25 protein-coding genes, 4 tRNA genes and 1 pseudogene are annotated in these 20,798 nt (G+C 70.5%); 20 read left to right on the top strand and 10 right to left on the bottom strand.

The features are described 5' to 3' along the window. The first annotated feature begins 36 nt into the window (after nt 1–36). Nucleotides 37–118, top strand: a tRNA-Tyr gene (locus tag BTM25_RS20505). Here BTM25_RS20505 and BTM25_RS30815 read toward each other — a convergent pair. The 4 genes and pseudogenes from BTM25_RS30815 to BTM25_RS31015 form a co-directional block, all read right to left on the bottom strand. After that, nucleotides 90–929: a hypothetical protein gene (locus BTM25_RS30815; protein WP_103564433.1), complete on the bottom strand. Its 840-nt coding sequence runs from the start codon at nt 927–929 to the stop codon at nt 90–92. The two genes, BTM25_RS20505 and BTM25_RS30815, sit on opposite strands and share 29 nt — an antisense overlap. Nucleotides 930–1,055: 126 nt before the next feature. Further along, entirely contained in the window at nt 1,056–1,451 is a 396-nt protein-coding gene (locus BTM25_RS20495; protein WP_103564432.1) for a hypothetical protein, read from the bottom strand. Continuing rightward, the gene (locus BTM25_RS20490; protein WP_103564431.1) at nt 1,448–1,762 is read right to left on the bottom strand and encodes a DUF4326 domain-containing protein; all 315 of its coding nucleotides are present in this window, start codon (nt 1,760–1,762) and stop codon (nt 1,448–1,450) included. Before BTM25_RS20490 ends, BTM25_RS20495 begins: the two co-directional genes overlap by 4 nt. A 153-nt stretch (nt 1,763–1,915) precedes the next feature. Further along, nucleotides 1,916–2,038, bottom strand: a pseudogene (locus tag BTM25_RS31015) (deazapurine DNA modification protein DpdA family protein); the annotation flags it as partial. A gap of 446 nt (nt 2,039–2,484) precedes the next feature. Between BTM25_RS31015 and BTM25_RS20485 the strand changes: the two are divergent. Then, entirely contained in the window at nt 2,485–3,213 is a 729-nt protein-coding gene (locus BTM25_RS20485) for a hypothetical protein (RefSeq protein WP_103564430.1), read from the top strand. A gap of 520 nt (nt 3,214–3,733) precedes the next feature. Here the strand turns inward: BTM25_RS20485 and BTM25_RS20480 are convergent. The 3 genes from BTM25_RS20480 to BTM25_RS29765 form a co-directional block, all read right to left on the bottom strand. Continuing rightward, a complete protein-coding gene (locus tag BTM25_RS20480; protein WP_103564429.1) occupies nt 3,734–4,021 on the bottom strand; it encodes a DUF3817 domain-containing protein in 288 nt (95 codons plus the stop codon). Between the two features lie 2 nt (nt 4,022–4,023). Then, nucleotides 4,024–4,485, bottom strand: coding sequence for a DUF2269 family protein (locus BTM25_RS20475; RefSeq protein ID WP_103564428.1), 462 nt, complete (start codon nt 4,483–4,485; stop codon nt 4,024–4,026). A 94-nt stretch (nt 4,486–4,579) separates the two neighbouring features. Next, complete coding sequence (locus BTM25_RS29765) at nt 4,580–4,759, bottom strand: hypothetical protein (protein ID WP_103564427.1); 180 nt, start codon at nt 4,757–4,759, stop codon at nt 4,580–4,582. Nucleotides 4,760–4,871: 112 nt separating this feature from the next. Between BTM25_RS29765 and BTM25_RS20465 the strand changes: the two genes are divergently transcribed. Beyond that, nucleotides 4,872–5,828, top strand: a complete 957-nt coding sequence (locus BTM25_RS20465) for a GlxA family transcriptional regulator (RefSeq protein ID WP_103564426.1) — start codon at nt 4,872–4,874, stop codon at nt 5,826–5,828. Between the two features lie 69 nt (nt 5,829–5,897). On the opposite strand, the gene BTM25_RS20460 is transcribed toward BTM25_RS20465, so the two are convergent. Continuing rightward, nucleotides 5,898–7,019, bottom strand: coding sequence for a serine hydrolase domain-containing protein (locus BTM25_RS20460; protein WP_205648165.1), 1,122 nt, complete (start codon nt 7,017–7,019; stop codon nt 5,898–5,900). A gap of 310 nt (nt 7,020–7,329) precedes the next feature. Between BTM25_RS20460 and BTM25_RS20455 the strand changes: the two genes are divergently transcribed. The 10 genes from BTM25_RS20455 to BTM25_RS20410 all read left to right on the top strand — a co-directional run bounded on the left by BTM25_RS20455 (nt 7,330) and on the right by BTM25_RS20410 (nt 13,202). Further along, nucleotides 7,330–7,551, top strand: a complete 222-nt coding sequence (locus BTM25_RS20455; protein ID WP_205648164.1) for a hypothetical protein — start codon at nt 7,330–7,332, stop codon at nt 7,549–7,551. 19 nt (nt 7,552–7,570) lie between these two features. After that, the gene (locus tag BTM25_RS20450; RefSeq protein ID WP_205648163.1) at nt 7,571–8,314 is read left to right on the top strand and encodes a protein phosphatase 2C domain-containing protein; all 744 of its coding nucleotides are present in this window, start codon (nt 7,571–7,573) and stop codon (nt 8,312–8,314) included. An 86-nt stretch (nt 8,315–8,400) separates the two neighbouring features. After that, nucleotides 8,401–8,473, top strand: a tRNA-Thr gene (locus tag BTM25_RS20445). A 205-nt stretch (nt 8,474–8,678) separates the two neighbouring features. Then, a tRNA-Met gene (locus tag BTM25_RS20440) sits at nt 8,679–8,752 on the top strand. 119 nt (nt 8,753–8,871) lie between these two features. Continuing rightward, nucleotides 8,872–9,036 (top strand): 50S ribosomal protein L33, encoded by a 165-nt coding sequence (rpmG, locus tag BTM25_RS20435; protein ID WP_103564423.1) that lies wholly within the window; start codon nt 8,872–8,874, stop codon nt 9,034–9,036. Between the two features lie 137 nt (nt 9,037–9,173). Continuing rightward, nucleotides 9,174–9,611, top strand: coding sequence for a MaoC family dehydratase N-terminal domain-containing protein (locus tag BTM25_RS20430; protein ID WP_103564422.1), 438 nt, complete (start codon nt 9,174–9,176; stop codon nt 9,609–9,611). Further along, on the top strand, nt 9,611–10,036 hold the full coding sequence (locus BTM25_RS20425; RefSeq protein WP_103564421.1) for a MaoC family dehydratase: 426 nt from the start codon (nt 9,611–9,613) through the stop codon (nt 10,034–10,036). The genes BTM25_RS20430 and BTM25_RS20425 overlap by 1 nt, the downstream gene beginning before the upstream one ends. 29 nt (nt 10,037–10,065) lie before the next feature. Further along, nucleotides 10,066–11,154, top strand: a complete 1,089-nt coding sequence (locus tag BTM25_RS20420; RefSeq protein ID WP_103564767.1) for a UDP-N-acetylmuramate dehydrogenase — start codon at nt 10,066–10,068, stop codon at nt 11,152–11,154. A gap of 24 nt (nt 11,155–11,178) precedes the next feature. Further along, entirely contained in the window at nt 11,179–11,739 is a 561-nt protein-coding gene (locus BTM25_RS20415) for a TetR/AcrR family transcriptional regulator (protein ID WP_103564420.1), read from the top strand. A 50-nt stretch (nt 11,740–11,789) separates the two neighbouring features. After that, on the top strand, nt 11,790–13,202 hold the full coding sequence (locus BTM25_RS20410; RefSeq protein ID WP_103564419.1) for an MFS transporter: 1,413 nt from the start codon (nt 11,790–11,792) through the stop codon (nt 13,200–13,202). Between the two features lie 4 nt (nt 13,203–13,206). Here the strand turns inward: BTM25_RS20410 and BTM25_RS20405 are convergent, their stop codons facing one another. Together BTM25_RS20405 and BTM25_RS20400 are read right to left on the bottom strand one after the other, a co-directional pair. After that, nucleotides 13,207–14,283, bottom strand: a complete 1,077-nt coding sequence (locus BTM25_RS20405) for an adenosine deaminase (protein ID WP_103564418.1) — start codon at nt 14,281–14,283, stop codon at nt 13,207–13,209. A 168-nt stretch (nt 14,284–14,451) separates the two neighbouring features. Then, nucleotides 14,452–15,663, bottom strand: a complete 1,212-nt coding sequence (locus tag BTM25_RS20400) for a pyridoxal phosphate-dependent aminotransferase (protein ID WP_103564417.1) — start codon at nt 15,661–15,663, stop codon at nt 14,452–14,454. 261 nt (nt 15,664–15,924) lie between these two features. Between BTM25_RS20400 and BTM25_RS20395 the strand changes: the two genes are divergently transcribed. The 7 genes from BTM25_RS20395 (at nt 15,925) to BTM25_RS20365 (ending at nt 20,792) form a co-directional block, all read left to right on the top strand. Further along, nucleotides 15,925–15,997 (top strand) — tRNA-Trp (locus BTM25_RS20395). Nucleotides 15,998–16,144: 147 nt separating this feature from the next. After that, on the top strand, nt 16,145–16,393 hold the full coding sequence (gene secE / locus BTM25_RS20390; RefSeq protein ID WP_103564416.1) for a preprotein translocase subunit SecE: 249 nt from the start codon (nt 16,145–16,147) through the stop codon (nt 16,391–16,393). 104 nt (nt 16,394–16,497) lie between these two features. Continuing rightward, a complete protein-coding gene (nusG, locus tag BTM25_RS20385; RefSeq protein ID WP_205648162.1) occupies nt 16,498–17,286 on the top strand; it encodes a transcription termination/antitermination protein NusG in 789 nt (262 codons plus the stop codon). 251 nt (nt 17,287–17,537) lie between these two features. Beyond that, nucleotides 17,538–17,969: a 50S ribosomal protein L11 gene (gene rplK, locus BTM25_RS20380; protein ID WP_103564415.1), complete on the top strand. Its 432-nt coding sequence runs from the start codon at nt 17,538–17,540 to the stop codon at nt 17,967–17,969. 67 nt (nt 17,970–18,036) lie between these two features. Next, nucleotides 18,037–18,753: a 50S ribosomal protein L1 gene (gene rplA / locus BTM25_RS20375; protein ID WP_103564414.1), complete on the top strand. Its 717-nt coding sequence runs from the start codon at nt 18,037–18,039 to the stop codon at nt 18,751–18,753. A 197-nt stretch (nt 18,754–18,950) separates the two neighbouring features. After that, nucleotides 18,951–19,796: a LolA-like protein gene (locus BTM25_RS20370; RefSeq protein ID WP_103564413.1), complete on the top strand. Its 846-nt coding sequence runs from the start codon at nt 18,951–18,953 to the stop codon at nt 19,794–19,796. Nucleotides 19,797–19,910: 114 nt separating this feature from the next. Further along, complete coding sequence (locus tag BTM25_RS20365; protein ID WP_235828502.1) at nt 19,911–20,792, top strand: hypothetical protein; 882 nt, start codon at nt 19,911–19,913, stop codon at nt 20,790–20,792. Nucleotides 20,793–20,798 lie beyond the last annotated feature (6 nt).

Here is a 20,798-nt window from a genome sequence, read left to right as displayed (position 1 = left end):
CTATCCTTTCCAGTGCCGTCGCGAAAGCGACGCCACGGCGGGTTGCCCGAGTGGCCAATGGGAGCGGACTGTAAATCCGTCGGCTTAGCCTACGCAGGTTCGAACCCTGCACCCGCCACACACGCAAAACGGCCCCTCACCAGCGCGAACGCCGGGAGGGGCCGTTTTCTGCTTTCCGGTTGCCTACGGCTTTCTACGGCTGACCGGGCCATGCGTGACCCGGATTCCGCGCCCGTCCGGGAACGGAAGAGAAGCGGGTTGCTCGGCAGCAGCCGTTCCCGGACGGCGAACTCGAAGACGTTGAACAGAGTGGACCGCCGCCGGGCGGCGACGGCCGCGGACGCCGGCTGCCCGTCGAGGCGACGTCCGAGGTGTGCCAGGACGGTCCCGAGCCGTTCTGGGTCCCGGAGCGCAATGGTGGGCGGCGAGTGCTCCTCGATCCAGGCGATGACCGCCTCGTGCTGCTCTGGGTCCTGCGACCGGCGGTCACGGTTGAACACGTAGGAAGAGAGCGCCGAGCCGAGCTGGACGTCGGTCGGCCAAGCTCCCGAGCGCGGCAGGACGGCGATGGTCGCTTTCGTCAATGCCTCTGTGATGCTGCGCCTGGTTGTCTGCTTGACCGTGTCCCACTTGCAGTCGATGTAGCTGACGGCCAGTTCGTACCAGGACGCCTCCTCCAGCGAGTCGAGCGCCTCGTCGTCCTTGAAGTCGAGCACGCCCGGCAGTTCGGCGCTCCGCGATTTCGCGCGTCCGAGCTCGGCGAGGGGTTGCTCGGTCGTGTCGGTCAGGCACTTGGCGTAGACGCGCCGGAGGATCGGGACGCTGTTGCCCGCCCATTCGGCGACTTGCGCGTCGGAGATTCCGGCGTTGAGCCAGATCGACAGCCGGGCGTGCCGCAGGTCGTAGGGCCACTCGATGGTCTCGGTCATCGCCTCCGCCGATGACCCGCAACGGGCGGGATCTGCTCATCCCGGGTGTTTCTCTATCGGTCACGACCGACGAGACGGGTCCGCCGACGGCACCAGGCCGTCGGCGGACACGATGGGCAGAAAGGATCAGGCGATGAGGCCGTTGTCCACGGAGTGGACTTCACCGACGCGGTCGCCGTGAGCCTCGTGCTCATGTCCGCCGACCGCCAGGGCTTGGTCGATGAGCTGGCGACGGACGTACGGCAGAGCGATACGGCGGGCGAGCGGTGTCCCTGTGAGCTGCCAGTCCCCGAAGCGCCGGGCGCTGTTGGCGAACGCGAGCGCCGCCTCAGCCGACTCCAAGCAGAACGGGAACCGCAGCCCCGACCGGACGTGCGCGACCCGGTAGACCCGCTCGCGCGGCTGGAACTCGCAGTCGCGGGCCTCGAAGACGACCAGTCCCACGGTGGTCGTCCGGTACCCGACGAGCTGCCGGGTACCGCCACGCTCGGGCGCGGCGAAGGCGACGGCGAAAGCGCTCATGACGCTTCCCCCGGTGCGGCGGGCCGGTTGGCGACGTCGAGCAGCACGTCGGCATGGCACGGCTGGTCGAGCGGACACCACCAAGCCAGGTCCCGCCCGGCCAGCTCGCGTCGTGCGGCGGTCACCAGCTCGGGCCGCTCGCTCAGGTAGATGCGAAACCGCCGAATCGCTTCGGCACGGTCTCCGTCCCGAACCGGGAACGGGTTCCCCCACCGCGTCGGCCGCGCGACGATCACCGCGTCGGGGTGATCGTCGCGCCAGGGCTTGGCACGGGTCATCCGGACTCGGACGGGCGTGCGCTGGCCGGTCATGCCGCTTCTCCTTTCGGGACACCAGGCGCGAACAGGTCGGTCTGGTGGCCGCGTGCCGCGAGTCTGGTCAGGAGCTGTGTCCGCCACCGCGTGGCGAAGTGGATGCAGTCGGCGCAGTTCTTGTGTCCGGTGGAGCCGGGCAGGGGTGAGGCGGCGCGCGGCGTAGGACCAAGCCATCGAGTCCGCCGACGCCAGATGGTGGCCGTAGCGGGCCAGTCCTTGGGTTTTCACCCCGAACCCGTGCAGGCCACGCGGGGCGCGGGTGGCGACTGGCATGGCCGCGGGTGGCGTGCTGCGTCGCCGGATTCTGAGCGAGGACCCCGAGGTTGGTCAGGGATCTCCCCGGTCGAACCCTGAGAACGCGCCCATGCCCTGTCATCGCCGCGATCGTGCTGTCAATCTCCGGGGGAGCGACCACTGCCGTCCCGGGGAAGGCCGTGATCACCGTCTGAAGACCGAAGGACGAGAACGACCTACACGGTGCCACTGCACGCCTAGACCTGCCGCCACTCCGGCGGACGAACCGCTCCCCTCGAGAGAAGAACCGATGGCCCGTGGCAGGAACACCCCGAACCTGCTCAACAAGCCGCCGTTCGGCTGAAGCGAAGGGTTGACGACGTGAGAAGCAAGAAAGCAGAACTCGTCGCGCTAGAGGACCGGCTGGACGGTCCAGGCGAAGCTCGCAGCAGCCTGGACCGGCTTGGGAATCGGGAGAAGCCCGAATGAGCGCGGCAGCGGCAACAGCGGGGACCACTTCGACCCGAGCGCTCCAAGAGCGGGTCGTCGGCGCGACGGCGATCGCGTTGGCAGCGTCGATGGCGATCCAGAACGCAGTGGTGGCCTGGGCCGGAGCGCCCGCCTTCGGGGACCCAATCGAGAAGGTGCTCGCCTTCCACGCGGAGAACCGGGTCGCGGTCGCGATCGCGGTCGGCCTGGAGGCGCTGAATCTGCCTCTGCTGCTCGGGTTCTTCACCGGTCTTCACGGGCTCGTCAGGCGTCGCGGGGGCGCGGGCGCGGACTGGTCGCGTCTCGCGCTGGCCGCAGGCGCGACTCTCTCGGCGGTCTTCGCGCTCTACGCCGTGCTGTGGATCGGAGTCGTGCTGTCCGCCAGCGAACTCGCTGAGCCGAACCCGGCGTTCGAACTCGCCTGGCAGCTGCATGCTGCAGCGTTCGCGCTGGCGCTGCCGGCGCTCGGCACCACCTTCATCGGCGCTGCGCTGGCGGCGCATACGAGTTGGCTGACGCCCCCGTGGCAGCGTCTGCTCGGCGTGGCCGGCGGAGGCCTGCTGCTCGCCGCCGGCCCGGCCAGCCTCGCGATCGCGGACGGCTCGGCGCTCCTGTTCGTGGGGATGCCTGGCTACGCCGCGTGGCTCGTGTGGCTGCTTGCGACCGGCGTACGGCTGGTGCGCGCTCGAACGGCCGACCATCCTGACTGTGGCGTGCAGCGCTGAGTGTCGCTGAATCTGCGGCGTTTCTTGTCGTACGCGGGTGCCCCACTCGCCGACCTGAGCCGGATCACGGTAGTCGGAACCTGCTCGCGCTTGTTGGAACCAGTTGGTGGGCGGGCAATTGTCACCCGGGCTGGAGTCGATCTCGGTTGAGAGGAGGTCGGCTTGTCGATCCAGGACGCCGGAACGGCCGTCCTCCTGCTGGCAGTCGCTACTTCCGGCCGCAGGACCTCCTCCTCTGGAAGAACACCCATGGAGCGTTCGCCACCCAGACCACCAAGGCGGCGAAGTCGCACAGCCGCAGCCGGGCTTTGCGCACGATCTGGCGGTGGGACACGAACAACGGGAACCGCGCGCCGCTCCAGAGCCAGGAACGGCGAGAACGCCATGACGGAGTTTGCGGGCCGTCGTGCGTTCCTTAGGTGCCTTGCCCTGCCGTCGGAAAGGGCAGCGGGTTGGTGTCCTTGAGTGATCGCGTGATCGAGCAATTCGCGAGCTCTGCCGGGGTGGGCCGGTGGACGGTTCAGGGCGGGGCGGGTTGTTGCGCCTGGTCGGCGCTGTTGCGGGCGAGTAGCCGCAGTGCGAGTTGGCCGCCGATGCCCGGGATGAGGGCCACGATGTTGACGGCTGGGGCGGGCTTGAGGCGCCATGTCGCGATCACCACGAATAGGTAGGCGCAGCCGTGCGTGGGACCCATCACCGACGAGATGGGCTTGAGGTGGACGGTGAACACGTTGGCCAGCAGCACGATCAGGGAGACGAGCTCGGCCTGAGCTGCGATGCGCAGGTGGCGCAGCGGACGTGGATTCATGGTCACGCTCCCGTGGTCGAGCCGGGGCGGACGATCATCAAGACGGTGACCGTCACCCAGAGGAGATTGAAGATGCCGGTGGCCATCGCGAGGCGGCTCGCGGTCGCGGGCGCTGGGGGTTCGGCGGTGCTCGCCGTGTCGGCCAAGGCGCGGTCCTGGCCGGGCAGGATCAGCAGGATCAGGACACCGGCCGCTGCCGCGGTCAGCATGATCGAGGTGATCAGCCACGCGTCGCCCAGTACGCCGAGGCTGCTGGCCGTGGCGAAGCCGAAGACGGGGACCGCTATGCCGATGCCGGCGTAGACCCTGCAGATGCGGTGCAGCATCTTCAGAGTCGTGCGGGCGTGGTCCGGGTCGTCGGTGGTGCGGCGCAACGTCGCGGGGAACATGCTCGCGGCGACGGTGACGGGGCCGACGGCGAGGATGGCCGCCAGGACGTGCAAGGACAGCAGGATCTTGGTCATGCCGACCGCTCCACGGCCACCCGGCGTTCACGCAGTTTCGCGGTGGCTTCGGCGTGCCAGACGGTGCCGTGTCGCGTGGAGGCCGACCCGACGCTCACCGTGTCCTCCGCGGCCATGCCGCCGGCTCGTGGCGGGCGACGGCATCGGGCGGATCGAAGCCGTCGAACAGGGCGGTCTGGACGTGCATGGCATGTTCCTCCGGCATCGGGGTTGGCTCCGTCGGGGCGAAGTCAATCGGCTGCACGGCCCGGTCGCCCAGTGGCAGGAGTGCCATGTTTCAACGGGAAATTGCCATACCCTTTCGCGAGTATCAAACCTGCTGTCACATGGGCACATGGCGCCCTGGGAGCAGGGTTCGCCGTGCCCCGAACAGGTAGGTTCCCGCCATGCACACCGTCGCGGTTCTCGCCCTGGACCAGGTGATCCCGTTCGACCTGTCCACTCCGATCGAGATCTTCACCCGGCCCCGTCTGCCCGACGGACGGGCCGGCTACCAGCTCCGGGTCTGCGCGGAACGCGACGAGATCGACGCCGGTTCTTTCACCCTGCGCGCGTCGTGGAACCTGGACGGCCTGAAGGGCGCGGACACGATCGTCGTGCCGGGGACCGCCGACCCCACGGCCCCGCTCCCTCCTGCCGTGCGCGATGCCCTGCGGACGGCCGCAGCGTCCGGGACGCGGATCGCCTCGCTGTGCGTGGGCACATTTCCTCTCGCGGCCACCGGTCTTCTCGACGGGTTGCGCGTCACCACTCACTGGATCGCGACAGACCTGCTGGCGGCCCTGTACCCGGACGTCACCGTCGACCCGGACGTGCTCTACGTCGACAATGGCCAGTTCCTCACCTCGGCGGGTGCCGCCGCCGGAATGGACCTGTGCCTGCACATGATCCGTCGTGACTACGGCTCGGCCGTCGCCGCCGACGCCGCCCGCCTGTCCGTGATGCCGCTCGAACGCGAGGGGGGACAGGCGCAGTTCATCGTCCACGACCATTCTCTCGCGCCGCGGGGATCGGAGTTGGAGACGCTGCTGGCCTGGCTGCGGGAGAACCTCGCCCGCGACCTCACCTTGGGCGACATCGCCGCGCAATCCGGAACAAGCGTCCGCACCCTGATCCGACGTTTCCGCAGCCAGACCGGCACCACCCCGCTCCAATGGCTCCACCGAGCCCGCATCCGCCAGGCGCAGCACCTGCTGGAGACCACCGAGCACTCCGTCGAGCGCATCGGCCACCAGGTCGGATTCGGCTCGTCCACCACCTTCCGCGACCGCTTCAAGCGCACCACCGGCGTCAGCCCGCAGACCTACCGGCGCAGTTTCAGCAGCAAGGCCGCAAGCGCTTGACGGGTCTGCTCGCCGATCCCCGACCTGGAGATGCCATCCATCGCACGCCCCTATTCCGGGCTGTTGGAGTTAGCCGCCGGTGATGAGTTGGCGTGCCATTGCGTCGACCTGGCTGGTTGTTCGCACGTCGTAGTTGCTGAGTTTCACCAGCATCCAGTCGATGGCCGGGTACCATTCCAGATTCGCTGATTCGCCGGGGGAGCCGCCGGTGTGGCCCACGGCCCATTGGCCGTTGATGAGGAACGCGGACGGCGCGTACGCGTTGAACATGGTGGGGAGCTGCGGGCGGCCGGGGGGCGGTGGGGGCGGGAGCGCGGGGATCTTGGGGCAGACGACGAGTTCGGTGTACGCGGGGCTCAGCAGCTTGTTCGATAGGAGCGTCCGGGCGAAGCGGGCCAGGTCGGGCGCGGGCGAGAAGGAGTCCCCGGAGGGCGAGCCCATGAAGAAGTGCTGGTCGAAGGCCTCGACGCGCTCACCGGACGAGGTCGTGGTGTACGGGTTCCCGATGCGTTCGTCGTCGCGCCACTGGGGCATGGTGTAGAAATCCGAGTCGGTCATTCCGGCCGGAGCGAAGATGTGCTCGCGAATGTAGGAGTAGTAGGACTGGCCGGAGATTTTCGCGACGATCTCGCCCAGCACGTGGTAGCCCGAGTTGCTGTAGCCCACTCGGGAGCCCGGCGTGAAAACCAGTGATTCGGTCCGGACCAGTTTGAGCAGGCCGTCCATGACCTGGTCGGCGCTGGTCCACTTGCGTGCTTGATCGAGGAAGCCGTCGGTCTGCATGAAGTCGCCCATGCCGGACGTGTGGGTCAGGAGTTGGTGGACGGTGACCGTGTCGGCGATCTCTTTGGGAAAGCCGCTCAGGTGCGCGCCCAGATAGTCGGTGAACTCTAATTTTCCTTGCTGAGCGAGCTGCGCCACCGCGATGCTCGTGAACATCTTGGTGATGGAGCCGAGCGCGTAGATGGTGTCCGGGCCGTTCGGCACGGCCTTCTTCTTGTCCGCCATGCCGTGGGCGCGGGCCAGCACCGGACGGTTCCCGTGCATGAGCAGGACATTGCCGGAGAAGTCGTCCTGCGCGGCCAGCCGGGCCACGAACCGGTCGAACTCGCCGCCCGGTCGCAGAGCGCGGGGCACGGGGCCGGGGTGGGGCGGGCCGGCGGCGCGGGCCGGGCCCGCCAGTGCCGCCATGCCGGCGAGTGTCATGGGGACGGCGCCCAGCGTGCCGAGTGCTGTGCGTCGTGACGGTGGAATTCCTGCCATGCGCGTCTCCTTGGGAGGACTGGCGGGCCGAGCGGCCTGTCCGACATGCAACACGGCCGAATGTCGCTTCTGCGTAAGGCCGAACGTTCGCCCTGCCCTCGGGATCGCCTGTGCCGCGGGCCGTGGACGATGGGGGGAGTCTGCGGGATGCTGTGGGTGTGAGGGGGAGTGTGGGCGAACGGGGTGAGGTTCCGCCGGACGGGTGGGCGAGCGGCTGCGCAGGAACGGGGAACCGCCGGTGAGCGGCAAGCGCGACCGGTGCGGCGACGAGCCGTGCGCCTGGTGCGATCGCGACGGCTGGGCGTGCCGGTTCTGCGGCGGGACGGGCTGGTGGCGTCCGGAGATGCCCGAGCGGGACGCCGCCGGTGCCCTCAACTGGGTCCGGGTGGACGAGCCCTGTCGCATGTGCGGCAACACCGGCAAGGAGCACAACCCCCTCGAAGGGCCGGTTCCGGCGTAGCCACGGCAGAATGGCCGGGGTGGACGTCCGTATGGCCACCGAGCCCACGCCCGGCCTGATCAACGAGGACTTCGCGGCGGCGGGGGACGGCTGGGCCGTCGTGCTCGACGGCGCCACCCAGCACCCGGAGGTGACCACCGGGTGCGCGCACGGGCCGGCCTGGCTGGTGCGCCGACTCGGCGGCGTGCTCGCGGCCCGCCTCGCCGCGCAGGACGAAGCAGGCCTCGCCGAGATCCTCGAAGAGGCCATCCACCGCGTCCGGGAACAGCATGAAGGCTGCGACCTGGACAATCCGGATAGCCCGTCGTCCACGGTCGCGATGGTCCGGTGGGACGAAGGCCGCCTGGACTGGCTGGTGCTCGCAGATTCCCCGATCGTCCTGGACGACAGGGACGTCCAGGTCATCCGGGACGACCGCGTCGACCGCCTGCCCGCCTACGACCTGGAGACGGTCCGCAGGTCGCGCAACAGCGAAGGCGGCTTCTGGGTGGCCGCCGCAAGGCCGGAAGCGGCCCGGCACGCGCTCACCGGGACGGCGACGAACGTCAGGCGGGCCGCGCTGCTGTCCGACGGCGCCGCGCGCCTGGTCGAACGCTTCCGCACGACGACCTGGCGAGGCCTTCTCGACCTCGTCGAAGAGCAGGGACCGAGCGAGCTGATCCGCCGGACAAGAGCCGCCGAACAAGCCCATGACCTGCCCGGACGGCGAGGGAAGCCGCATGACGACGCCACCGTCATCTATCTCGGCGGAACGCCCGCATGACCCCGGCGGAAGTGATGTCGCACCCGCGTGCGCGGCCGTGTATGGTTACACCCGTCGCCGCGACCGCGAGGCCGCAGGACGACGAGGCCCCTTTAGCTCAGTCGGCAGAGCGTCTCCATGGTAAGGAGAAGGTCTACGGTTCGATTCCGTAAAGGGGCTCACCAGGTCAGAGGCCAGTTTCCGCGCGGAGGCTGGCCTTTCCCGTTCCGTCTGGGGACGGCCACCGCGCGATTCGCAGGTCATCCCCGCAGGCGGTATCCTGGGGTCGGTCGGATCGTCCGGAACCGGGTCGTCTCGCGCAACTCGGATTCCAGGGTCGCAGCGGACATCGGGTATCCTGGCGCCCGGTCACGCTGACCATCTCGGCGGGGTAGCTCAGTCAGGCAGAGCAAGCGGCTCATAATCGCTGTGTCGCCGGTTCAAGTCCGGCCCTCGCTACTACCTTGGCCTCTCGCCCCCGGCAACGACGGGGGCGGGCGGGCCTGGTTGCTCCGACCGGTCGCCCGAGCAGGGCGGCCGACGTCACGTCCCTGTACCTAGCAGAAAGGCACTCCATCGTGGCTGCCACCGACGTACGGCCGAAGATCACGCTGGCCTGCCAGGAGTGCAAGCACCGCAACTACATCACGCGGAAGAACCGGCGCAACGACCCGGACCGCATGGAGCTCAAGAAGTACTGCCCGAACTGCCGCTGCCACCGCGCGCACCGCGAGACGCGCTGACCCAGACGGCGTTCGCCCGGCGTCCGTTCAGCCCGTCCCCGCATACGCCGGGGGCGGGCTGAACGCCGTTCTGTTAGGGTCCCTGGCAGAGCGGATGGCGGGCGCTCGGCGCCCGGTCGGGCGGGAGGACGAACGGCATGGCACTGAACCGGGACTTCATCGGACGAAGCTTCCCGCCCTCCGAGCCGTACGAGGTCAGCCGGGTGAAGATCCGCGAGTTCGCGGACGCCATCGGCGACCCGAACCCGGTCTACCGCGACCCCGAGGCGGCCAAGGCGGCGGGGCATCCCGACGTCATCGCGCCGCCGACGTTCCCGATCGTCGTCACGCTCGGGGACCCGGCGCTGGTGGATCCCGCGCTCGGCCTGAACTACGCGATGATCGTCCACGGCGAGCAGCGGTTCGAGTACTCGCGTCCGCTGCGCGCGGGCGACGTCATCACGACGACCACCACGATCACCGACATCAAGGCGATCGGCAGCAACGAGAAGATCACCGTGGAGACTGCCGTGGAGACGACCGGCGGCGAGCCGATCTGCCGGACGTTCAACACGATCGTGGAACGGGGCGCCTGATGGCCGCGCTGGTGAAGTACGCCGACGTCGAGGCCGGCCAGGAGATCCCGGCACGGACGTTCGCGGTGGACCGTGCGAACCTCGTCATGTACGCGGGCGCGTCCGGCGACTTCAACCCGATCCACTGGCGGGAGAGCCACGCGAAGGCGGTCGGGCTGCCGGACGTCATCGCGCACGGCATGTACACGATGGCCCAGGGCGGACGTTTCGTGACCGACTGGGCGGGCGATCCGGGCGCGGTGCTGGACTACGGCGTCCGGTTCTCGTCGCCGGTCGTGGTGCCGGACGAGGGCGGCGCGACGCTGGAGATCAGCGGGAAGGTCGAGGAGAAGCTGGACGGCAACCGCGTCGTCGTGGCCCTCACCGCCCGCTCGGAGGGCCAGAAGGTGCTGACCCGCGCGAAGGCCGTCGTCCGCCTCGCGTGACGGCCCGCCGAGAGAAGGGGACGGACGACGTGGCGGTGTTCGCCGAAGACGTGAACCTGGCCGGATACACGACGCTCAAGTTGGGCGGCCCGGCGCGCCGGTTCGTGGAGGCCACGACCGAGTCGGACGTGGTCGAGGCCGTCCGCGCGGCCGACGAGGCGGGCGAGCCGGTGCTGGTGCTCGGCGGCGGCAGCAACGTGGTCGTCGCCGACGCGGGGTTCCCCGGGACGGTCGTCCACGTCGGCACGCGCGGCACCGAGCGCCGCGCGGTCGAGGGCGGACGGGTCGTGGTCGCGGCGCAGGCCGGCGAGGAGTGGGACCCGTTCGTCGCGCGGTGCGTCGCCGACGGGCTGGCCGGCGTGGAGTGCCTGGCGGGCATCCCCGGACGGGTCGGCGCGACACCGATCCAGAACGTCGGCGCGTACGGCCAGGACGTCGCCGAGACGATCCAGTGGGTGCGCGCGTACGACCGGGAAACGAACGAGACCGTCACGCTCGACCGTGAGCAGTGCCGTTTCACCTACCGGCACAGCGTTTTCAAGGGCTCCGATCGGTACGTCGTGCTGGAGGTCGGATACCTGCTGCGCGAGGGCGACGACTCGCAGCCGATCGCGTACGCGGAGCTGGCGCGGTCGCTCGGCGTGCCGCCGGGGGAGCGCGTCCCGCTGAAGGAGGCGCGCGACGCGGTGCTGGAGCTGCGGCGCGGCAAGGGCATGGTCGTGGACCCCGCCGACCCGGACTCGCGCAGCGCCGGCTCGTTCTTCACCAACCCGATCCTCGGCGCGGACGCGCTGGCGGAGCTGGAGCGGCGCGTCGCCGACCGGCTCGGCCCGGAGGTCGCGTTCCCGCGCTATCCCGAGGCGCCCGCGCCGGACGGGACGCCGCGCGTGAAGACGTCGGCGGCCTGGCTGATCGACCGGGCGGGGTTCGCGAAGGGGCACGGGGACGGTCCGGCGCGCATCTCGTCCAAGCACACGCTCGCGCTCACGAACCCGGGGTGCGGGACGACCGCCGACCTGCTGGCCCTGGCCCGCGAGGTGCGGGACGGCGTGCGCGCGGCGTTCGGCGTCGAGCTGGTCAACGAGCCGGTGCTCGTGGGCGTGACGTTGACAAATTAGTTATTGGTCACTAACTTAGCTGCCATGAGCCCCCGGATGAGCGCCGACGAGCGCCGCGAGCAGGTGATCGAGGCGGCCGTCGCCGAGTTCTCGCGCACCGGCTTCGAGGGCACCACGACGGCCGCCATCGCCAAGCGGGTGGGCGTCTCGCAGCCGTACCTGTTCCGGCTCTTCCCGACCAAGCACGCTCTGTTCACCGCCGCCGCCGACCGGTGCTTCGGCGCGATCGAGCAGCGGATGCGCGACGCGGTCGGCGGCCGGCACGGGCGCGCGGCGATCGAGGCGATGATCGACGCCTACCAGGAGATCCTGACCAAGGAGCAGACGCTCCTGCGGCTCCAGCTCCAGATCTACGCGGCGGCGGTGGACGACGCCGAGATCCGCGCCGTCGGGCACGTCCGGTTCGCGGCGCTGTGGCGCCTGTTCGGCGAGCTTTCCGGCGTGGACCCGGACGAGATCATGCAGTTCGTCGCGCGCGGAATGCTCGGCAACGTCCTGCAGGCGTTCGCCGTGCCGTTCCCGCCGGGCCGCCGGCTCGACGGGCGCTGGCTCGCCGACTGGGCGCGCGACGCGGAGCGCCCGTGATTTTTTCTGCCCATCTAAGTTAGTGACTGATAACTAATTAAGGAGGAAGCGTGCGACCCCCCAACGCGATCCGCACCTTCATCGTCACCGGCCTGGCCCTGTTCATGGTGACGCTCGACAACCTCATCGTCACCAACGCCCTCCCGTCCATCGGCGAGGACCTCGGCGCCGGGCTCGAAGGGCTCGAATGGACGGTCAACGCCTACACGCTGACCTTCGCCGTCCTGCTCCTGCCCGCCAGCGCGCTCGCCGACCGGTTCGGCCGCCGCCGCGTCTTCACCGCCGGGCTCGCGCTGTTCACGCTCGCGTCCGCCGCCGCCGCGCTCGCCCCCGGCACCGGCGCGCTCATCACCGCCCGCGCCGTCCAGGGCGTCGGCGGCGCGATCGTCGCGCCGCTCACCCTGACGATGCTCGCCGCCGCCGTCCCCACGGCCAAGCGCGGCCTCGCGCTCGCGGGCTGGAGCGTCATGAGCGGGCTCGGCGTCGCGCTCGGCCCCGTCGTCGGCGGCGCCGTCACCGAGTACGCGTCCTGGCAGTGGATCTTCTGGATCAACGTGCCCGTCGGGATCGTCCTGCTCGCGCTCACCCCCGCGTTCCTCGCCGAGAGCCGGGGCGGCGCCCGCCGCCTCGACATCCCCGGCACCGTGCTGCTGTCGACCGGGCTCGTCGGCGTCGTGCTCGGGCTCGTGCGCGGCAACGAGCACGGCTGGACGAGCCCCGCCGTCCTCGCGGGCTTCCTCGGCGGCGCCGCCCTGCTCGCCGGATTCGTCGTCCGCGAACTGCGCACCGACGCGCCGATGCTGCCGCTCGCGCTGTTCCGCCACCGCGGGTTCACCATCGTCAACGTCGTCATGCTCGCGATGGCCTTCGCGATCTTCGGCTCGGCGTTCCTGCTCATCCAGTACCTGCAGGCCGTCAACCACATGTCGCCGCTCGACGCGGGCGTCCGCACCCTCCCGTGGACCGCGATGCCGCTGCTCGCCGCCCCGCTGACCGCGCCGCTCGCCGCCCGGTTCGGCGCCCGGCCGATCCTCACCGCCGCCCTCGCCTGCCAGGCCGCCGGCCTCGCCTGGACGGCCGCCGCCAGCGGCCCCGGCACCGCCTACGCCGAGTACGTCCCCGGATTCGTCCTCTGCGGGATCGGCATGGGGCTGTTCTTCGCGCCGGTCGCACGGCTCGTCCTGGCGTTCGCGCCCGAGAAGCTCAGCGGGGTCGCGTCCGGCGCGAGCAACACCTTCCGCCAGCTCGGGACGGTCCTCGGGATCGCCGTGCTCGGCGCGGTGTTCAGCGCCAACGGCGACGTCACCGACCCGGCCGCCTTCACCGACGGGCTGCACCCGGCGCTCTGGACGGGCGCCGCCGTCCTGGCCGCCGCCGCCGCGCTCACGCTCCTGCTGCCGCGCGCCGAGCCGCACCCGGCGCCAGCCGAGCCCGTCCGCGCGGCCGAACCCGCCGCGTCCTGACCGCTCAGACCACTGGCTGGCCCGGCTCCCGGGCCAGCCAGTCGTCGATGCCCGACAGCAGCCGGGACCGGACGTCGTCCGGCGCCGCCGAACCCCGCACCGAATGCCGCGCCAGCTCGGCCAGCTCCGCGTCGCTGAACCCGTGCTCGGCGCGCACCAGCGTGTACTGCCGCGCCAGCCGCGACCCGAACAGCAGCGGGTCGTCGGCGCCGAGCGCGATCCGCGCGCCCGCCTCGAACAGCTCCCGCACCGGGACGTCCGCCGCCGTCGCCGCCACGCCGAGCCCCACGTTCGACGCCGGGCAGACCTCCAGCGTCACGCCCCGGTCCACGATCGTCCCCAGCAGGGACGGGTCCTCGACCGCCCGCACCCCGTGACCGATCCGGTCCGCACCGAGCGTCTCCAGACATTCCCGGACGCTCCCCGGGCCCAGCAGCTCCCCGCCGTGCGGCACCGCCAGCAGCCCGCCGCGCCGCGCGATGCGGAACGCGCCGTCGAAGTCATAGGCCCGGCCGCGCCGCTCGTCGTTGGACAGACCGAACCCCACGACGCCCTTATCGACGTACTGCAGGGCGAGCCGTGCCAGTGTCCGCGCGTCCAGCGGATGCCGCGTGCGGTTCGCCGCGATCACCACGCCGATGCCCACGCCCGCCGCCGCGCCCGCCTCGCGCGCCGCGTCCAGCACCAGCTCCACCGTCGGCGTCAGCCCGCCGAACCGCGCCGCGAACCCGCTCGGGTCCACCTGGATCTCCAGCCAGCCCGAGCCTTCGGCGGCCTCGTCCTCGGCCGTCTCGCGCAGCAGTCGGCGCAGGTCGTCGGGGGTGACGAGCACCGACCGCGCGATGTCGTACAGCCGCTGGAACCGGAACCAGCCGCGCTCGTCGGTCGCGCGCAGCTTCGGCGGCCACTCGGCGACCAGCGCCTCCGGCAGGTGGACGCCGTGCCGGTCGGCCAGCTCCACCAGCGTCGAGTGGCGCATCGACCCGGTGAAGTGCAGATGCAGATGGGCCTTCGGGAGGGCGGCGACGTCCCGTCCCGTGGTGTCGTGCTCGGGGCGCCCCGAGGTGATGGTGGCCTCCATGGACCAATGCTGCCGGATCGTGCCGCGACGCGGGCGCGCGGCACCGCGAACCGCCCGTCCGGGCCATGTCCGGACCATGTCGGGTGACTCGTCCCGACCATGCCGGGACACAAAAAAGGATCATGGACCGGACGATCCGGTCCATGATCCTCGCGAACGTCCGTGCCGTCAGCGCGCTTCGGCGAGCAGCTTGGCGACCCGCGACACGCCCTCGACCAGGTCGTCGTCGCCCAGCGCGTAGGACAGGCGGAAGTAGCCCGGCGTCCCGAACGCCTCACCCGGAACGAGCGCGACCTCGGCCTCGTCCAGGATCAGCGCCGCCAGCTCCACCGAGGTCTGCGGGCGCTTGCCCCGGATCTCCCGGCCGAGCAGCGCCTTGACCGACGGGTAGACGTAGAACGCGCCCTCCGGCTCGGGGCACACGACGCCGTCGATGTCGTTGAGCATCCGGACCATCGTGCGGCGGCGGCGGTCGAAGGCCGTCCGCATCTCCGCGACCGCCGACAGCTCCCCGGTCACCGCCGCGAGCGCCGCCGCCTGCGACACGTTCGCCACGTTCGACGTCGCGTGCGACTGGAGGTTCGCCGCCGCCTTCACCACGTCGTTCGGGCCGATGAGCCAGCCCACGCGCCAGCCCGTCATCGCGTACGTCTTCGCGACGCCGTTCAGGACGAGCGTCCGGTCCGCCAGCTCCGGCACCACGACCGGCATCGAGTGGAACTCGGCGTCGCCGTACACCAGGTGCTCGTAGATCTCGTCCGTCACGACCCACAGGCCGTGCTCGTCGGCCCAGCGGCCGATCGCCTCGATCTGGTCGCGGGTGTAGACCGCGCCCGTCGGGTTGGACGGCGACACGAACAGCAGCACCTTCGTCCGCTCGGTGCGCGCCGCCTCCAACTGCTCGACCGTGACGCGGTAGCCGGTCGTCTCGTCGGCGACCACGTCCACCGGGACGCCGCCCGCCAGCCGGATCGACTCGGGATAGGTCGTCCAGTACGGCGTCGGGACGATCACCTCGTCGCCCGGGTCGAGCAGCGCCGCGAACGCCTCGTAGACCGCCTGCTTGCCGCCGTTGGTCACGAGCACCTGGGACGCGTCCACCGCGTACCCGGAGTCGCGCGCCGTCTTCTCCGCGATCGCGGCCTTCAGCTCGGGCAGCCCGCCCGCCGGGGTGTACTTGTGGAAGCGCGGGACGCGGCAGGCCGTCACGGCCGCCTCGACGATGTACTCGGGGGTGGGGAAGTCCGGCTCGCCGGCGCCGAACCCGATGACCGGGCGGCCCGCCGCCTTCAGCGCCTTGGCCTTGGCGTCGACGGCCAGCGTGGCGGACTCGGAGATGGCGGCGATACGTCGGGAGACGCGAGGTCGGTCAGTGCTCATGCCCCCATCGTTACAGATTGCGGGCGCTGCGTTCAGCCGATATCGCGCCCGGCACGGTCCACGGCTCCCGCTGGTCACGGCGGTGCGCCGGCGCGTCCCGGGTCGCGGCGCGGCGGTTCCGGTTCGACGTGGACGGCCGCGCACCGTAGACTCACGTTCCCGGTACCGCGTCGCGGAATACGGCCATGTCCACTCGGCCCGTACACTGTGTCCGGTACGGCCCGGTCCGTGGACCGGGATCTCCCCTCCGGGGGAGGGCGAAGGGCAGTGGCTCAATTGGTAGAGCACCGGTCTCCAAAACCGGCGGTTGGGGGTTCGAGTCCCTCCTGCCCTGCGAGGTGCGGTGCGCGCGTCCCTCGACACACCGGGCCGTCCGGCGCGGGAATGCGCGTCGACCACGTGGTCGTTGGACAATGGCGGTGAGCCTCCGGCGGGGCCGGGTTCCCACGATCACACGACCTACGAGGTGAACGGCGGCACAATGGCGACTGACACGCGCGGCGACGCCGCGGCGAAGGACGAGGGCAAGGGGAAGTCCGCCCCCAAGCGGACCACTCCGCCGCTGTTCGTGCGCCAGGTGGTCGGCGAACTGCGCAAGGTCATCTGGCCGACGCGGCGTGAACTCATCACCTACACCACGGTGTCCCTGGTGTTCGTGCTGTTCATGGTCGCGCTCGTCGCCGTCCTCGACTGGGCTCTGCAGAAGGGCGTGTTCTGGCTCTTCACCTGAGCCACGACACCGGCGGCCCGGTCCGGGGTCCGCAGGCACCGGCGCGTGGACGCGCCGTGCCACCCGAACATTCATGCCCGTACGAGGAGAGAGAGTCAGTCACCGTGTCCGAGCCCTCACAGCCCCGCGACGAGGCCGCCGACGAGGCCCTGGCGGCTGCGGCGGAGCAGGCGCCGGCTGACGAGCCCGCCGCCGCCCCGCTCGGCGAGGCCGAGCCCGCCGCCGACGTCCCCGCGGAGTCCCTGGACGAGGCCGGCGCGGACGACGGCGCCGACGACGAGGAGGAGGCCCCGGCCCCTCCGGTCGACCCGTACGCCGAGTTCAAGGCGGAGATGCGTCTCCAGCCGGGCGACTGGTACGTCGTCCACTCCTACGCGGGGTACGAGAACCGGGTCAAGACCAACATCGAGACCCGGACGCAGACCCTCAACATGGAGGACTTCATCTTCCAGATCGAGGTGCCCCAGCACGAGGTCACCGAGATCAAGGGCGGCAAGCGGCAGAAGGTCAACGAGAAGGTCCTGCCGGGGTACATCCTCGTCCGGATGGAGCTGACCGACGAGTCGTGGGCCGCCGTGCGGAACACGCCGGGCGTCACCGGGTTCGTGGGGCTGCTGAACAAGCCGTCGCCGCTGAGCCTGGACGAGGTCGCCAACCTGCTCGCGCCCGAGCCCGAGGAAGGCGCCGTCCGGCCGGAGAAGGCCGCCAAGGCCGCGCCCACCGTGGACTTCGAGGTCGGCGAGTCGGTCACCGTCATGGACGGCCCGTTCGCGACGCTGCCCGCCACCGTCAACGAGATCAACGTTGAGCAGCAGAAACTCAAAGTCTTGGTGTCGATTTTCGGCAGGGAGACGCCGGTCGAGCTGTCGTTCAACCAGGTCTCCAAGATTTGAGATTGTCCGGGAACGCCCTCGCGTACGCGGGGGCGTTTCGCTTCGCCTAGACTTGCTCGTCGGCCCCGCGTCTGCGGGGATGGTCCGGTTCTCGTCTCGATCTTCGGCTGCGAGACGCCGATGAGCCCCGCGACCGCGGGGATGCCGGACCGCCACACTCAGCGGTTCCTACGTCATGGACGAGTCCCTGCCATGCCGTTGCCCGGACGTCCGGGAGTCGGAACCGAAGAAATTGGGACAGAGGAGGGCGCATGCCCCCGAAGAAGAAGAAAATCTCCGCGATCGTTAAAGTTCAGCTCAATGCGGGCGCGGCGACCCCGGCGCCGCCGGTCGGTACCGCCCTCGGTCCGCACGGCGTCAACATCATGGACTTCTGCAAGCAGTACAACGCCGCGACCGAGGCCCAGCGCGGCAACGTGATCCCCGTCGAGATCACGATCTTCGAGGACCGCTCGTTCACCTTCGTCACCAAGACCCCGCCCGCGGCGCAGCTCATCCTCAAGGCCGCCGGTGTGGAGAAGGGCTCGGGCGAGCCCCACAAGACGAAGGTCGGCTCGGTGACCGCGGACCAGATCCGCGAGATCGCCACCACCAAGATGCCCGACCTCAACGCCACCACGCTGGAGGCGGCGGAGAAGATCGTGGCGGGCACCGCCCGCTCGATGGGCATCGAGGTCAAGTGATCCGTCCCCGCCGGGGACGGACGACAGTGGGAGGGCCCTGCGCGGTCCGCACCACGAAGGAGAGAACATGAAGCGCAGCAAGGCCTACAAGGCCGCTGTCGAGCGCATCGACGCCGACCGGCTGTACAGCCCGCTGGAGGCGGTGCAGCTCGCCAAGGAGACGGCCGCCACCAAGTTCGACGCGACCGTCGAGGTCGCCCTGCGGCTGGGCGTCGACCCCCGCAAGGCCGACCAGATGGTCCGCGGCACCGTCAACCTGCCGAACGGCACCGGCAAGACCGCCCGCGTCCTGGTCTTCGCCGGCGGCGCGAAGGCGGAGGAGGCCCGTGAGGCCGGGGCGGACATCGTCGGCTCCGACGACCTGATCGAGCGGATCCAGGGCGGCTTCCTGGACTTCGACGCGGTCGTCGCGACGCCGGACCAGATGGGCAAGGTCGGCCGGCTCGGCCGGGTGCTCGGCCCGCGCGGTCTCATGCCGAACCCGAAGACCGGCACGGTGACGATGGATGTGGCCAAGGCCGTCACCGACATCAAGGGCGGGAAGATCGAGTTCCGGGTGGACCGGCACGCGAACCTGCACTTCATCATCGGCAAGGCGTCGTTCTCCGAGCGTCAGCTCCTGGAGAACTACGCGGCGGCGATCGAGGAGATCCAGCGGCTCAAGCCGTCGGCGGCCAAGGGCCGGTACGTCAAGAAGGCGACGCTGACCACCTCGATGGGGCCGGGCATCCCGGTGGACCCGAACGCGGTGCGCAACGTCGTGGCGGAGCTGGTCGAGGCCTGATCCGGCTTTCTCGAAGGGCGCTTCCCCGAGCGGGAAGCGCCTTTCGTCGTCTCATGGGTCGGTAAAACGGCGCACTGCGGGGTACGCCGCGAGGCGGACCCGGGCCCGGTTCTTTCGTCCCGGTGGGGGATGCCGGGCGGGGGCGCGCCGGACGAGACTGGATCCCGTTCGGACAGGCGACCGAGGAGGAACCTGAGATGAGACGACGAGTCGCGGTGGCGGCGGGCGGCGCGGCGCTGGGCGCCGCGCTCGCGCTGACGGGCTGCAACGCCGACGGCGGCGGGACGACCGGCGCCATGAAGCTCAGTGCGAACGAGGCGCTGCTGCGGACCTCGCAGAAGACGGTCGACGCCGATTCGTTCAAGGCGGCGCTGACCGTCCGGGACGGGGACGGCGGCGGTGAGATCAAGGGGACGGGCTGGTTCCGGCTGCGTCCGCAGCTCGCGTTCAGCGCGAAGCTGGACGGGCTGGGCTTCGGCGGCGCGGGTTCCGGCGTGTCCGCGCAGGCGATCTTCACGGGGAACACGCTGTACGCGAAGGTCCCGCAGGCGGCGCGGTTCGTGGCGAACGGCAAGCCGTGGCTGAAGATCGACGTGGCGCAGGTGCAGCAGCGGACGGGCTTCGACGTCAAGGGCCTCATCGCGCAGCTCCAGCAGATCGACCCGGCGGAGCAGACGAAGATGTTCACCGGTTCCAAGGACGCGCGCCGGGTGGGCGAGGAGACGGTGGACGGCGTGAAGACCGTCCACTACACCGGCACGGTGACGGTCGGCGAGGCGCTGAAGCGGCTCGACGCGCAGCAGCAGGAGAACGCCCGCAAGTTCCTCCCGCAGGGCGCGACGGACCGGAAGCTCACGTTCGACCTGTGGGTGGACGGCTCGGGCCTGCCGCGCAAGGTCGTCACGAAGGGCTTCGGCCGGTCGGGCGGCGCCGGGACGGCGCAGGTGCTCTACAGCGACTACGGCAAGAAGGTGTCGGTGAACCCGCCGCCGGCCGACCAGGTCGGCGCGCTGACCTTGGACGGTCTGCTCACCGGGCACTGACGCGCAAGATCACGTTTTGGTCAGGGCGGTCATCCGCCGGGGCCGGGGACGCGTCACAGAGAGGACAAATGGGCAGAAATGCCCATCGCTCCCCACTCCAGCAGAGGACCAGGCGTGAGATTTCGACGGGCGGCCGTGGGCGCCGCCGTCACCGCCGGGCTCGTGGCGTCCCTGACGGGCTGCCTCGGGTCCGGGTCGGGCCAGGCCGGCGGCAAGGGCGGCGGCAAGGGCGGTGCGGCGGCCGCGGACGTCCGGCTGACCGCGGCGCAACTGCTCGGCAGGTCGGCGACGCGCGCCCGCCAGGTCGACAGCTACACGATGGACGGCACGTTCGAGGGCTCGATCGACGGCCACAAGATCAAGGCCGGTACGAGCATGAAGATGCGGACGGCCGTGCGGCTGCGGTCGCCCATGGCGATGCGGATGTCGATGGAGCCGTCCGCGGTGGACGGCGAACAGATCCCCGGCGTGACGATGCTCCTCGACGCCGAGGCGCTCTATGTCAAGATGCCGCTGCTGTCGGAGCTGAACGGCGGCAAGCCGTGGACGAAGATGGCCCTGGCGGAGATGGGCGCGTCGGGGTCGGACGTGGCGAGCCTGATGAACCAGGCGAAGGTGCAGGGCCCGGGTTCGCAGACGAAGGTGTTCACCGGGTCCAAGGACGTCCGGGAGGTCGGCACCGAGGTTGTCGGCGGGGTGCGCACCCGGCACTTCACCGGAACGCTGTCGCTGACGGACGCGCTCGCGGCGGCGGACCCGGACGTGCGCGAGTCGCTGAACGACTTCAAGAAGATGAAGGCGACGTCGCTGTCGTTCGACCTGTGGGTCGGCCCCGACGATCTGCCGCGCAAGCTGACGAACCGCATCAGTACGCCGGCCGGGCCGCTGACGACGTCGGCGCTGTACTCCGGCTACAACGCCCCGGTGAACATCACGCCGCCGCCCGCGTCGCAGGTCGGCACGTTCAAGGAGGGCCTGGCGGGTCTGGGCGCGTGACCGTCC

Source organism: Actinomadura rubteroloni (genome assembly GCF_002911665.1).
In the GTDB taxonomy this organism is placed as follows: Bacteria; Actinomycetota; Actinomycetes; order Streptosporangiales; family Streptosporangiaceae; genus Spirillospora; species Spirillospora rubteroloni.
The sequence above is the reverse complement of the archived record's forward strand: the minus strand, read 5'-3'. Positions and strand labels throughout refer to the sequence as shown.